This is a genomic window from Acidovorax sp. T1, assembly GCF_002176815.1.
Classification (GTDB): Bacteria; Pseudomonadota; Gammaproteobacteria; order Burkholderiales; family Burkholderiaceae_C; genus Acidovorax.
Genome location: NZ_CP021648.1, coordinates 1763170 through 1777246 on the forward strand (window position 1 = coordinate 1763170; position 14077 = coordinate 1777246).

Below are 14077 nucleotides of genomic sequence, written 5' to 3' on the forward strand. Positions count from 1 at the left end.
GCGTGCATTGTAGGAAGGCGGCCCTGCTGGCCGGCCTCCCTTACACGCGCCGCACTTTGACCGGCAGCCCCTGCCGAACCACCGCGCCCGACACCCAGTCAATCCAGACGTTGTCCTTGGCGGGCCGCGTAGGGTCGGCAAAGCCCAGGCTGTTCAGATTCACGCCCTGACCGTGCTGCGGGTTGTGGGCGGTGAGCTTGCCATCCACGGTATGGGCCACGGCACCCAGTTGCTTGTGTCCGTAACCGTATTCGATGGCCACTGCCCCCTGTGCAATGCCCCCACGCACCAGTGCCACGCCTTGCACACGCGCTCCGGGGGTGCTGACCTCGATGCGGTCGCCGTTGGCAATGCCCAGCCGGGCCGCGTCGTCCCTGTTGAGGCTGATGGGGTTGTGTGGGTGCACCTGGCGCAGGCGCGAGGCCGCAATCGACATCGAGCTCATCAGGTTGGATTTGTAGGAGCTCAGGGTGAGCGGCCAGTCGCTTTCGGGGAAATGCTCGCGCATGCTCGTACCGCTGGCAAAGCGGGTGGGGTACCAGGTGGGGCAGCCCACGTAGCGCTCGCCTGTCATCGAGTGGCGCATCTTGGCCAGGCCTTCGTGCCAAAGCTGCACCGGGAACTTGTGGGCGGCCTTGACCTGTTCGCCATTCCAGGCGTCGTCGATCTTGTCGAAGCGCCCGCCGCGGCTCATCACCATGGCAACGCGGCGCACTTCCTCGGGTTTGAGGCGCTTTTCCAGATCGGGCATCCAGCGGGTGAGGCCGGTGATGGCGATGTCGTCCTCGCTGGCTTCGGGCACAGGCTTGCCGGCCTGGTAGGCAATGTTGCACATGCCACGCAGGTAGAAGTCTTCGGACGACTCCAGGTCCAGCGGTTCGCCCTCTTTGGTGCTCATGGCGTTCTTGCCGAAGCCGGGAAGGCCCAGCTGTTTGGCGACAGCGAACACGAAGCTTTCAAAGCTCACGGGCTTGCCGTCGGTGGTCCTGGCGGTGGCGGGTTCGACCACGGGCCAGCGCACGGTAGAGCTCTTGGCAACCACGTCGGCCCATGGGGCGCCGATGCCCCAGCTCTCGTAGGTCACGGTGTCGGGCACGATGTAGTCGGCCAGGGCCGAGGTCTCGTTGATGAACGGGTCCACCGAGATGAACAGCGGCAGCTTCTTCGGGTCTTTGATGGCGTCCACCAGCGTGTTCTCGAAACCGCAGATGGCATACACCGGGTTGCTCATGTGGTTGACCCACGCCTTCACCGGGTAGGGGTAGCCCAGCAGGCCGGCGGCCAGCATTTCGCTGCTCATGCCCCCGGGGGCGGGATACCACGGAGCCTTGGCGGGATAGGGGTTCTGGCCGGCTTCCTTTTTGCGTTTGAATTCGCTGGTTTTTTCGTAGGGGAAGCGCGTGCGTGAAAGGGCCACACCCGTGGGTTTGACCGCGCCAGGGAACTGCGCAAAGTTGTAGCGCGGGCCAGGGCCAAAGGGGCCGAAGGGGCCGGCATCAAGAACCCAGCCGCCCTTGACGTTGAGGTTGCCGATCAGGTTGTTCAGCATGGCGATGGCGTAGGCGGTGTAAAAACCTGCACCGCTCATGGTGCCGCCGTGCGAGTTGGCCACGGCCTGCTTGCCGTGGCTGGTGAATTCGCGCGCCAGATCTTCAATGTCCTTCACCGGCACGCCGCACTTGTCCGAGTATTCCTGCAGCGTCTGGCGCCGCGCTTCTTCGCGCAGTTTGACGAACGATGTGCAGACGGCCATCGGCGCGGGCTCCTCGGTGGCGTCGGCTGCCTTGATCGGGGTGAAGTCGCGCTGCACCACCAGCTCAGCGGGCTGGGCCACGGTGTGCGGGGCAAGGCTGCCGTCGGCCAGTTGCACCACATACACATCTTCGGCGGGTGTTTTCTCGTCCACCGGCTCGGGCAGGGGCAGCCCCAAGTCCGCTCCGCGCAAGAACTGCCCGTAACGCGGATGCTTCGCATCGTTGATCAGCAGGTGGCTGGCGTTGCTCCACGCGGCCTCGCCTGCGGCGGCCATGGCGGACGGACCGGGCTGGCTGAGGAACCGGGCGTCGTAGCGCTCGTTGTCAATGATCCAGCGGATCATGCCCATGACCAGAGCGAGATCGGTGGTGGGCTTGATGGGCAACCAGCGGTTGTTGTCACCTGCCGCATGGCTGGAGGACATGGGCAGGATGGGCGAGACAACCACGTACTGGTACGTGTTCTGTGCACGCGAGCGTGCCTCGGACAGCTCACGTCCCATTCGCTGAAAGGGGTTGCCAGCCTGTGCCGGCGCGGTGCCGATAAACAGGCCGAAACGCGAGTACTTCCAGTCTGGCTTGCCGTGGGGCATGCCGGCAAGGTTGCCCAAGGCGGCTGCCGTGCCCACCCGGTAGGTCTGGCCGCAGTAGGCGCCGTGGTTGGACACGTTCACGGTGCCAAAAGACTGGCGGGCAAAGCGGTTGATCAAGGGCGTGCGACCTTCGTTGGAGGCATCGGTCACCAGTAGCTGGTTGGCCTTTGGGCCGTATTCGGGGTTCTCGGGGTCGATCAGCGTTTGCACATCGCGGATGGCCCGCAGTCCGTCCACATGGCCTTCGCCGAACAGGTCGCCGCCTTCACAGATTTCCTTGACCAGATCCTCGAACGCGATGGTCTTCCATTGGCCCGAGCCGCGCGGGCCCACCCGCTTGAGCGGCTGCAGCACGCGATGCGGTGCGGTCTGGTGCTCGAACATGGCCGAGCCGCGCGCACAGCTGGTGGCGCGGCCTTCCAGGCCGTTGTCGCCGCCCAGCATGGCGTACACCTCACGCACCGGCGTTTCCATGGGTGCATGGTGCGTGGTGGCCAGCGGGTGGTAGGGGTTGCCGGCGACGCGCAGGATTTGGTTGTGCCCGGTGTCGACACGCACACGGATACCGCACTGTGTCCAGCAGCCCAGGCAGCTGCTGGGGCTGACCACCTGGCCAGGCTGGGTGGTGAGCTGGCCCGTCACGGGGTCGATGCGGAACTCTGGTGTCAGTGCGTTTCCGCGTGTGGCGCTTTTGGTGGGTGTGCCGGATGTGCCCGTAACCAGGCCCTTGGCTCCCTTGACCACCGTCTCGCCGTATCCGGCGGCAAACGCAGCCAGGCCACCGGCCACGGCGCCGCCGCGCAGCAGCATGCGGCGGCGGTTCATTTCGGGGCTGGTGTCAGTGCTGCCAGCGTGTTGAGGAACGGGAGGTTGGTTTTTGTCGGTCATGGGAAGTCTCTTTCAGGTCAGCGCAGCAGCCATCTAATGCTATTATTTATATAGCTGCTAGCGCTTGTCTGCATTGGGTTTTATGCCAATTTGAATGGATATCTAAGGCAAGGATCACCGTCAGGCGACTGCCTTGGCCTGACGGGCGGGAAACAGCTCCAGTGCCCAGCTGGCCAGCGCCACCAGCGCCACGCACAGTCCGGCCACGCCGACCATGCCCAAGAGGCCGTCGCCGCCCAATGGCATGTGGTACAGGTACAGGCCTGCGCCAAACTTCGGAACCCCCTGCACGCCCATGAACAGTGCCCAGCGGAAGACCCAGGCGCTGGCAGCCAGCCCCAGGCCCAGCACCAGCGTGTAGCCTCTGGCACCCAGCCGATGGCGGCCACGCAGCAGCGCACCCACCACGGCTGCGCCGCCAATGGCAGAACCCACCATGGTCATGCGCCAGACGGGGAAGTCGTTCCACAGGCGCAGCGCTGCGTCGAAGGACGGACTGCCACCGTTCATCCCCGTCAACGCCCAGGCCGTGGCCACGGCCACCAGCGCAGCGGCCAGTGCCAGCCCCAAGCCGCGAAGCAACTGCAGGGCGGCGGCACCGGGGCGCAGCGCGGCGGGCAAGAAGCGCTCCAGCACGAAGGCCACGCCCACCGTGGCCAGCCAGCCGGTAAGCGCCAGGTTGACCGGTACCCACATCGTGTTCCACAGCGGGCGTGAGCGCACTGCCATCATTTCGGCACCTGTATAGACCGTAATGGACAGCGCCGAGAGCACCAGCAGCGGAGACAGCAGGCGCATCCAGTGGGTCTTGCCCAGCCACCAGCTGGCGCACAGGGCCACGGACAGCATGACAAACACCGGCAGCAGCAGCGCGCCCACCGACATCCACGACCAGGGCGTGAAATGGGCATAGAAGTGCCAAAAACGGGCAGGCTGATGCAGGTCGGCCAGCAGCGACACGGGCGCGGCAATGGCGCTGACGGCAAGCGTCAGCACGGCCACCGGCAGCAGGCGCTGCAAGGAGCTGCCGGTTGAGCCCCAGCTGCACAAGGCGGTAAGCAGGGCTGCACCCGTGGCCACACCGGCCAGAAAGAAATACTGCACTGCCCAAGGCAGCCAGGCGGCTTCGTAATGCGGGGTCAGAAGTTCGATGATCTGCATGGTCGGCTCCTTCGTTAGTGCTCGGACACCAGGCGCACGCTGGCCTGGCCGTCCACGCCGTTGACGAACTCGTCGGGCAGGCCGATGTAGTACACGCGCGGCGCCGTGTTCATGCCGGGCTTGAGCACCTTGATCTCATCCTTGTGCTCGGCCATGCGGCGGTTGATCTCGCTGTCCTGGTCGTTCAGGTCGCCGATCACCCGCGCGCCGCCCACGCAGCTTTCCACGCAGGCCGGCAGCAGTCCGACTTCCAGCCGGTGCTCGCAAAAGGTGCACTTGTCGGCCGTTTGCGTCTCGTGGTTGATGAAGCGTGCATCGTAGGGGCAGGCCTGCACGCAATAACCGCAGCCCACGCAGCGCTCGTTGTCCACCAGCACGATCCCGTCGGTGCGCTGAAAGGTGGCCTGCACCGGACACACGGGCACGCAGGGCGGCTCGTCGCAGTGGTTGCACAGGCGTGGCAGGCTGACCATGGCGGGTGCCGCGCCGCCGGGCTTGTCGATCTCGTACTGCAGCACCGTGGTGCGGAACTGGCCGATAGGTGGCAGGTTTTCCACCGAGCAGCTCACCGTGCAGGCCTGACAGCCGATGCACTTGCGCATGTCCACCAGCATGCCGAAGCGTTTGCCCTCCATGCCAGGGCGGCGCGGGGGCTGGGTGGTGGCGGAAGGGCTGGCAGCGTGGCCGGCACCTGCCAAGCCAAAAGCCGTGGCCATGCCCACAAGCTCCTGCAGGAACGTGCGCTTGCCAAGTTGCGGCGTGTTCAAGGCTTGGGGACGAGGGGAGGGTGTGGGTGTGGACATAAACATTACCTGATATTCTGTTTCGATTATTATTTCTTCCGCGGATATATATTGTGTTGATGTATGTCAAGCAAACAAGTTAATATTTTGTGTTTAATTTTATGCAAAACTTATGATTTTAATATTCATATATTAATGAAATATTAAATAATCTTGAGTGTATTGCTGCGGAATGCCAGGCGATTTGCTCCCGGCGATTGAACCCAGGATTGGCGGCCGTTTTCAGTGTGGCTGTGGCCAGACCCGATGAGCAATGGCTACCGGGCAGTCGTTTGGGAAGCGGGGGGGCTCTTTGCCGGCTCGCCAGCTGGCCGCTGCGCCCCTCCGACCCGACAAAAGTGGGCTTGGATGGGGGCAAAAGAGGGCGAAGATCTGTGACAGAATCCGCGTTGGGGCGGGTTTGGGGCTGATTTTCTGGAGTCGTTGCCGCAAGCCTGCGACCACTTCAAAAATCCTGTTTCAACGCATTGCCTTGGGTGTGTGCGCGCAGTTGGAGCCCCGCCGCGCCTGCCATGGTTGGCAAGTGGATGGCAAACTACCCAAAGTCCCTGGCCAATTGGCTTTGGGCTTTTTTACACGCGTTCAGGGTCAACCTGCGTGGCACCGTTCTTATTCCCCCAATTGGAAATCTCATGATCAGTGGACTTGTTGCCGGAAAGCTTTTTGGGCCGGCGGAACAGCGCATCGACAAGGCAGGCAAGCCCTTTGCCGTGGCCAAGGTGCTGGCCGCCAGTGGCGATGGCGAAACGCTGATCGTGAATGTGATCGGTTTTGAGCCCGCTGTGTGCTCGGCCCTGCAGGCGCTGGGAGAGGGCGAACCCATTGCCCTGGCCGGTGGGCTTACGCCACGGGTCTGGACAGACAAGCAGGGCAACACCCGGCCTGCTCTGGACATGGTGGCGCACCGTGTGCTGACCGCTTACGACGCCAGCGACAGCCACCCGGCGTGATCGCCTGGAGATGCCTGGGCCCACCCGTCAACACTGCGTCGGCGGGCGGACACCCGGGCACACATTCAGACTCGCTCAGGCCGAGAGCGCCTGCAGCAACTCGGTCTCGATCTCGATCTGCCGCGCGTTGCTTTGCAGCTCGGGTCCCTGGATCAGAAAGGTGTCTTCGACACGTTCCCCCAGCGTACTCACCTTGGCCAGTTGCACGCTGAGCTGGTGGCGTGCCAGCACGCGCGCCACCAGATAAAGCAAACCGGCGCGGTCGCTGGCCGAGATGCCCAGCAGCCAGCGCTGGGCTTTTTCGTCGGGGCGCAAGGTCACCCTTGGTGCCACCGGAAAGCTCTTGACGCGGCGTGACACGCGCCGCACGGCCGGCTCGGGCAGCGGGCCACCGGTTTCGATGGCGCGCATCAGGTCGCTTTCGACCATGTGCGTGAGTTCGCGGTAATGGCCTGGCTGGGCAGAGGCCACCACCTGGAAGGTGTCGAGCGCATGGCCGTTGTTGGCCGTGTGCACGCGTGCATCCAGAATGCTGAAGCCGGCACGGTCAAAGTAGCTGCAGATGCGGGCAAACAGGTCTGCCTGATCGGGCGCGTAAACCATCACCTGCAATCCCTCGCCCGCGAGCGACTGGCGCGCGCGCACCACGGGCTGGGGTGCGCCGACATGGCGAGAGAGGTGGCGGGTGTGCCATGCAATGTCGGCCGCCTCGTGGCGCATGAAGTAGCTCACATCCAGCGTTGCCCACAGCGCCTTGTGCGCCTCGAAGGGCAGGGCGTTGAGTGCCAGCAACACCAGCGCCTCGCGCTTGCGGGCCTCGATCTCGGCGGCTGCGTCGGGGGCCCGGCCACCCAGCGTGCGCAGGGTGGCGCGGTACAGGTCTTCCAGCAGCTTGCCTTTCCAGGCGTTCCAGACCTTGGGGCTGGTGCCACGGATGTCTGCCACCGTGAGCAGGTACATGGCCGTGAGGTTGCGCTCATTGCCGACACGTTGGGCAAAGGCGGCAATCACGTCCGGATCACTCAGGTCCTGCTTTTGCGCCACCGTGCTCATGGTGAGGTGCTCGCGCACCAGGAACTCGATGAGCCGGGCATCTTCGCGGTCCACGCCATGCTGTCGGCAAAAGCGCCGCACTTCCATGGCGCCGATCTGCGAATGGTCGCCGCCGCGGCCCTTGCCGATGTCGTGGAAAAGGGCCGCCACATAAAGAATCCATGGTTTGTCCCAGCCAGCGGCAAGCTGCGAGCAAAACGGGTACTCGTGCGTGTGCTCAGCCATGAAGAAGCGGCGCATGTTGCGCAACACCATCAGGATGTGCTGGTCCACCGTGTACACATGGAACAGGTCGTGCTGCATCTGCCCCACGATGCCGCGAAACGCCCACAGATAGCGCCCCAGCACCGAGGTCTGGTTCATCAGCCGCATGGCATGCGTGATGCCCGAGGGTTGCTGCAGGATGCGCATGAACGCGGCGCGGTTGACCGGGTCGCGCCGGAAGGCGCCATCCATCACGCCGCGCGCGTTGTAGAGCGCACGCAGGGTGCGGGCTGAAAGATCCTTGAGCCCGGAAGTCGTCTGGTGCAGCAAGAAGGTTTCCAGAATCGCGTGTGGATCGCGCTCGTACAGGTCATCGCTGGCCACCTCGATGAGCCCGGCTTTCTCGAAAAAGCGCGCGTTGATGGGGCGCGGCGCGTGGGTCGAGGGGTTCAGGCGCTCTTCGATGTTGAGCAGCAGGATCTGGCTGAGTTGCGACATGGCCTTGGCCGCCCAGTAATAGCGGCGCATCAGGGCTTCGCTGGCGCGCATGGGCAGGCCCGTGCCATCCGGAGCTTGCGAGCGGTAGCCAAACGATTCGGCCACTGCTGTCTGCAGGTCGAACACCAGCCGGTCTTCATGGCGCCCAGCAATGGCGTGCAGGCGTGCCCGCACCAGGCACAGCAGGGCCTCGTTGCGCTCGATCTGCCGCACTTCGAACGCCGTGGCCAGGCCGCTGGCAGTCAGCTCTTTCCAGGTATGGCCCAGGCCGGCGGCACTGGCCACCCACAAAATCATCTGCAGGTCGCGCAGGCCCCCGGGCGACTCCTTGCAGTTGGGTTCCAGCGCGTACGGCGTGTTTTCGTATTTGGTGTGCCGCTGGCGCATCTCCAGTGTCTTGGCCACCAGAAATGCCTGCGGGTTCATCTGTGCGCGGTATTGCTGCTGGAACTGTGCAAACAGTGCCCCATTGCCGCAAATCAGGCGGGCCTCCAGCAGCGAGGTCTGCACCGTCACATCCTGCGCCGCTTCGGCCAGGCATTCCGCCACGGTGCGCACGCTGGAGCCAATTTCCAGGCCCGCATCCCAGCAGCTGCCAATGAAGCTCTCCAGTTGGGCGCGCAACTGGCACCCCGACTCTGTTGTGCAACCTTCGGGCAGCAGCAGCAATACATCGACATCGGAATAAGGAAACAGCTCATCCCGCCCGAAGCCGCCCACGGCCACCAGGGCCAGGTCGGCGGGGAGCTGGGCGCGCCGCCATAGTGCCTGCAGCAGCCCGCCCGCCAGGGTGGAGAGCTTGCGCAGCATCAGGCGGATGCCGCGGGTCGAGGCGCCGGTAGCCTGCATGGAGGCGAGCAGGGCCGTCTTGTCGCGGCGGTAGGCGTTCCGCAGGGCGTGAATTTCGGTCATGGGCAAGGGCAATGAAGGAAGCGGTGGGCCATGACCTGTACAAGCAAGAGTCGTGCGCGCAGGCGCTTCAGGTTTTTGTGGCGGTCACAAAGGCCGGCAGCGGGGGAGATCCGGCCGAGAGCGTCATCACCTCGTAGCCCGTTTCGGTGACCAGCACCGTGTGCTCCCACTGGGCCGACAGGCTGTGGTCCTTGGTGACGATGGTCCAGCCGTCGTTGCCGAACTCCTTGATCTCGCGCCGGCCGGCATTGATCATGGGCTCGATGGTGAACACCATGCCGGGCTGGAGTTCTTCCAGCGTGCCGGGGCGGCCGTAGTGCAGCACCTGGGGCTCTTCGTGGAACACCTTGCCGATGCCGTGGCCGCAGAACTCGCGCACCACCGAAAAACCATGCCCTTCGGCAAATTTTTGAATGGCGTGGCCAATGTCGCCCAGGTGTGCACCGGGGCGCACCTGCTGGATGCCCAGCCACATCGCGTCATAGGTGAGCGCAGACAGGCGCTTGGCGGCAATCGAGCACTCGCCGATCAGGTACATGCGGCTGTTGTCGCCAAACCAGCCGTCCTTGGTGATCACGGTGACATCCACATTGACGATGTCGCCCTTTTTCAGCGGCTTGTCATTGGGGATGCCATGGCACACCACATGGTTGACCGAGGTGCACAGCGAGCCAGGGTAGGGCGGATAGCCCGGCGGCTGGTAGCCCACGGTGGCAGAAATGGTGCCCTGCGCGGCCATGCATTCGGCGCCCAGGCGGTCGATTTCCTTGGTGGTGATGCCGGGTTTGATGTGCGGTGCGATGTAGTCCAGCACTTCAGAGGCCAGGCGGCAGGCTTCGCGCATGCCGGCGATGTCTTCTGCGGTTTTGATGGTGATGCTCATGCCGCAATTATCCCATCGCCCCCCAAGCCTTGCTGGTCAAGGGCATGGGCTGTGCCCCGCTCCCGGTAAAATGGCAGGCTGCGCTACAAGCATCCCTTGCGTCATCAGGCCGGGCAGCGACCACCTTTGCAGGAGGGGCGAGCCCGGTGATGCAGGAGGACCGGCGCGCCTTACCCCCTCTCACATTCCGAACAGGCCGCTACCGTGACCTTGCACATGACCACGCTGGCGGGCGGCAACGCCCTCAGCAACTTTCGCGCACAGCAGCTTCAGCCCGCCCTGGAGGCCATTCACCCCAAAATCAGCGGGATTGCGGCACGCTTCGTGCACCTGGTGGCGACCGATGCCGCGCCCACAGCCCCCGAGCGCGAGCGCCTGGCCGCCTTGCTGACTTATGGCGACCCGTATGCGGGATCCGAAGACGGCGCCGTGATCATCGTCACGCCCCGCCTGGGCACGCTGTCGCCCTGGGCGTCCAAGGCCACCGACATTGCGCGCAACTGCGGCCTGGCCATTCGCCGGGTCGAGCGCATCACCGAATACCGCATCAGCCTCAAGGCCGGTCTGCTGGGCAAGGCGCCCGAGCTGACCGCCGAGCAACTGGCTCAGGTGGCGGCCTTGCTGCATGACCGCATGACTGAATCCGTGGTGGCCGACCGTGCGGCTGCAGCCGCGTTGTTCACCGAACTGCAGCCGGCGCCCATGGAGCATGTCGATGTGCTGTCCGGTGGCCCTGAGCAAGGCAGGAAGGCCCTGGAGGCCGCCAACACCCGCTTTGGCCTGGCCCTGGCCGATGACGAAATCGACTACCTCGTGACCGCCTTCACGGGCCTGGCGCGCAACCCCACCGATGTGGAGCTGATGATGTTCGCGCAGGCCAACAGCGAGCACTGCCGCCACAAAATCTTCAATGCGCAGTTCACCATCGACGGCGTGGCGCAAGACAAGAGCCTGTTCGGCATGATCCGCCACACGCACCAGCTGGCGCCGCAGCACACGGTGGTGGCGTATTCCGACAACGCATCGGTCATGGAAGGCCATCAGGTGGAGCGGTTTGTAGCCAAAATGGCATCTAGCGCTTATCCATCAAGCGCTAGCAGCTATCAAAAAAGTAGCGCAACCCACCATGTGCTGATGAAGGTGGAGACGCACAATCACCCCACGGCGATATCGCCGTTTCCGGGCGCCTCCACCGGAGCGGGCGGTGAAATCCGTGACGAGGGCGCCACCGGCCGTGGCTCCAAGCCCAAGGCCGGCATGACGGGGTTCACGGTGTCCAAGCTCTGGGGCAGCACGCTGGGCAAGCCCGAGCATATCGCCAGCCCCTTGCAGATCATGGTGGAAGGTCCGCTGGGCGGCGCCGCGTTCAACAACGAGTTCGGCCGGCCCAACCTGCTGGGCTACTTCCGTGAGTACGAGCAGACCGTGGCGGGCGTGGACCGGGGCTACCACAAGCCCATCATGATCGCGGGCGGCCTGGGCGTCATCGACGCCGAGCTCACCCAAAAAATCGAATTCCCTGCGGGCTCGCTGCTGATCCAGCTGGGCGGCCCCGGCATGCGCATCGGCATGGGCGGCAGCGCCGCCAGCTCCATGGCCACCGGCACCAATGCCGCCGAACTGGACTTCGACTCGGTGCAGCGCGGCAATCCCGAGATCGAGCGCCGTGCGCAAGAGGTCATCAACCACTGCTGGGCGCAGGGCGCGGCCAACCCCATCCTCGCCATCCACGACGTGGGCGCGGGTGGCCTCTCGAACGCCTTCCCCGAGCTGACCAATGACGCAGGCCGTGGCGCACGCTTTGACCTGCGCGCGGTGCAGCTCGAAGAATCGGGCATGGCGCCCAAGGAAATCTGGAGCAACGAGTCGCAAGAGCGCTACGTGCTGGCGATTGCGCCCGAATCGCTGGAGCAGTTCAAGGCCTTTTGCGAGCGCGAGCGCTGCCCGTTTGCCGTGATCGGCACGGCTACTGAAGAACGCCAGCTGGTGCTGCACGACCCCGCCGCCACGGCCGACGACCAGAAGCTGCCCGTGGACATGCCCATGAACGTGCTGCTGGGCAAGCCGCCCAAGATGCACCGCGATGTGAAGACCGTGGAGCGCCAGTTCGCACCGATGGACTTGACCGGCGTGCCGCTGCAAAAGGCTGTGATTGACGTGCTGGCCCACCCCACGGTGGCGTCCAAGCGCTTTCTCATCACCATTGGCGACCGCACCGTGGGTGGCCTGAGCCACCGCGACCAGATGGTCGGCCCCTGGCAGGTGCCCGTGGCCGATTGCGCCGTCACGCTGGCCGATTTCAAGGGCTTCGCCGGTGAGGCCATGAGCATGGGCGAACGCACGCCGCTGGCCGCCATCAACGCGCCCGCCTCGGGCCGCATGGCCGTGGCCGAGGCGCTGACCAACCTGCTGGCCGCGCCGATTGAGCTGCCGCGCGTGAAGCTCAGTGCCAACTGGATGGCCGCCTGTGGCGAACCCGGCGAGGATGCCGACCTGTACGCCACCGTCAAGGCCGTGGGCATGGAGCTGTGCCCGGCGTTGGGCATATCGATCCCTGTGGGCAAGGACAGCCTGTCGATGCGCACGCAGTGGACTGAGCCGCAAGGCGAATCCGGTTCGGGCGGCGAAAAGAAAAAGGTCACCTCACCCGTGAGCCTGATCGTGAGCGCCTTTGCCTCGCTGCCCGATGTGCGCGGCACGCTCACGCCCCAGCTCAACGCCACCGAAGACGACACCACGCTGGTGCTGGTGGACCTGGGCAAGGGCCAAAGCCGCATGGGCGGCAGCATCCTGGGCCAGACACTGGACCAGAGCGGCGATGTGGCGCCCGATGTGGATGACCCGCAAGACCTGGTGAACCTCGTCAACGCCGTGAACGCGCTGCGCGCCAAGGGCCAGATCCTGGCCTACCACGACCGCAGCGATGGTGGCCTGCTGGCGGCAGTGGCTGAAATGGCCTTTGCCGGCCATGTGGGCGTGGCCCTGAACGTGGACATGCTCGTGACCGAGGGCGACGGCATCAGCGACAGCCGCATGGAAACCGGCGACGCCAAGAACTGGGCGCAGCAGGTGAGCGCGCGCCGCGAAGAGCTCACACTCAAGGCCCTGTTCAACGAAGAACTGGGCGTGGTGCTGCAAGTGCGCACGGCAGAGCGCAACGCGGTCATGCAGACGCTGCGCGAGCATGGTCTGTCGAAGTTCAGCCACTTTGTGGGCAAGACGCGTCCGGCATCGTCCAGCATCGAAGCCGGCAAGGGCCAGCTGCAGGTCTGGCGCGATGCCAAGGCCGTGTTCAGCGCGCCGCTGGCCGACCTGCACCAGGTGTGGGATGCCGTGAGCTGGAAGATCTGCCAGCAGCGCGACAACCCCGCCAATGCAGACGCCGAGCACGCCGCTGCAGGCGCGCCCACCGACCCCGGCATGCATCTGCACCTCACGTTCGATGCGACCGACAACGTTGCCGCGCCGTTCCTGAAACTCGCGCGCCCCAAGGTCGCCATCCTGCGCGAGCAGGGAGTTAATTCGCATGTGGAGATGGCCTACGCCTTCACCGAGGCGGGTTTTGAGGCCTACGACGTGCACATGACCGACCTGCAGACCGGCCGCGTGAAGCTCGAAGACTTCCAGGGCGTGGTGGCCTGTGGCGGTTTCAGTTACGGCGACACGCTGGGCGCGGGCATTGGCTGGGCGCGCAGCATTACCTTCAACCCGGTGCTGGCTGCGCAGTTCCAGGGCTTCTTTGGTCGCACCGACACGTTTGGCCTCGGTGTGTGCAACGGCTGCCAGATGTTTGCCGAGCTGGCCGACATCATCCCCGGCGCGCAAGACTGGCCGCGCTTCACCACCAACCAGAGCGAGCGCTTCGAGGCCCGCCTGTCCATGGTGGAGGTGCTCGAATCGCCCAGCCTGTTCTTTGCGGGCATGGCCGGCAGCCGCCTGCCGATCGCCGTGGCGCATGGCGAGGGCTATGCCAACTTCAAATACCGCGGCAACGCGGCGCAGGCCATTGCGGCCATGCGTTTTGTGGACAACCACGGCGCGGCCACCGAGCAGTACCCGTTCAACCCCAACGGCAGCGCGGGCGGCCTGACAGCGGTGACCACGGCCGACGGACGCTTTACGGCCATGATGCCGCACCCCGAGCGCGTGTTCCGCAACGTGCAGATGAGCTGGACCAGTGGCGACCCGAGTGCCCTGAGCCCCTGGATGCGCATCTGGCGCAACGCCCGCAAGTGGGTGGGGTGATCGTTTTCTGACCGGCCGGGCTGCGGGCCCGCGCCATGCGAAAAGGCTGGGTCCTCGTGGCCTGGCCTTTTCGCTTTTGGGGCGGGTTGACACGGTCAGTTCGGTCATTTCAGTAATCTATTGCGCTGCGCGC

The 14077-nt window shown here is 64.8% G+C and carries 7 protein-coding genes; 2 read left to right on the forward strand and 5 right to left on the reverse strand.

Annotation, left to right across the window (positions count from 1 at the left end; all coding sequences use genetic code 11):
• Positions 1-40: 40 nt before the first annotated feature.
• The 3 genes from CCX87_RS08325 to dsrO form a co-directional block, all read right to left on the reverse strand.
• Positions 41-3235, reverse strand: coding sequence for a tetrathionate reductase subunit A (locus tag CCX87_RS08325; RefSeq protein ID WP_369825249.1), 3195 nt, complete (start codon positions 3233-3235; stop codon positions 41-43).
• A gap of 120 nt (positions 3236-3355) precedes the next feature.
• Positions 3356-4396 (reverse strand): NrfD/PsrC family molybdoenzyme membrane anchor subunit, encoded by a 1041-nt coding sequence (gene nrfD, locus CCX87_RS08330; protein WP_087745439.1) that lies wholly within the window; start codon positions 4394-4396, stop codon positions 3356-3358.
• Positions 4397-4410: 14 nt separating this feature from the next.
• Positions 4411-5199, reverse strand: coding sequence for a sulfate reduction electron transfer complex DsrMKJOP subunit DsrO (dsrO, locus tag CCX87_RS08335; protein WP_024814889.1), 789 nt, complete (start codon positions 5197-5199; stop codon positions 4411-4413).
• Between the two features lie 632 nt (positions 5200-5831).
• On the opposite strand from dsrO, the gene CCX87_RS08340 reads away from it, so the two are divergent.
• A complete protein-coding gene (locus CCX87_RS08340) occupies positions 5832-6149 on the forward strand; it encodes a single-stranded DNA-binding protein (protein WP_024814890.1) in 318 nt (105 codons plus the stop codon).
• A 75-nt stretch (positions 6150-6224) separates the two neighbouring features.
• On the opposite strand, the gene CCX87_RS08345 is transcribed toward CCX87_RS08340, so the two are convergent.
• Both CCX87_RS08345 and map read right to left on the reverse strand, forming a co-directional pair.
• Positions 6225-8816, reverse strand: a complete 2592-nt coding sequence (locus CCX87_RS08345; protein WP_087745441.1) for a [protein-PII] uridylyltransferase — start codon at positions 8814-8816, stop codon at positions 6225-6227.
• A gap of 67 nt (positions 8817-8883) precedes the next feature.
• Positions 8884-9699 carry a type I methionyl aminopeptidase gene (map, locus tag CCX87_RS08350; RefSeq protein ID WP_087745443.1) on the reverse strand — a complete coding sequence of 272 codons (816 nt, stop codon included), beginning with the start codon at positions 9697-9699 and terminating at the stop codon, positions 8884-8886.
• A gap of 204 nt (positions 9700-9903) precedes the next feature.
• On the opposite strand from map, the gene purL reads away from it, so the two are divergent.
• Entirely contained in the window at positions 9904-13944 is a 4041-nt protein-coding gene (gene purL, locus CCX87_RS08355; protein WP_087745445.1) for a phosphoribosylformylglycinamidine synthase, read from the forward strand.
• Positions 13945-14077: the final 133 nt, after the last annotated feature.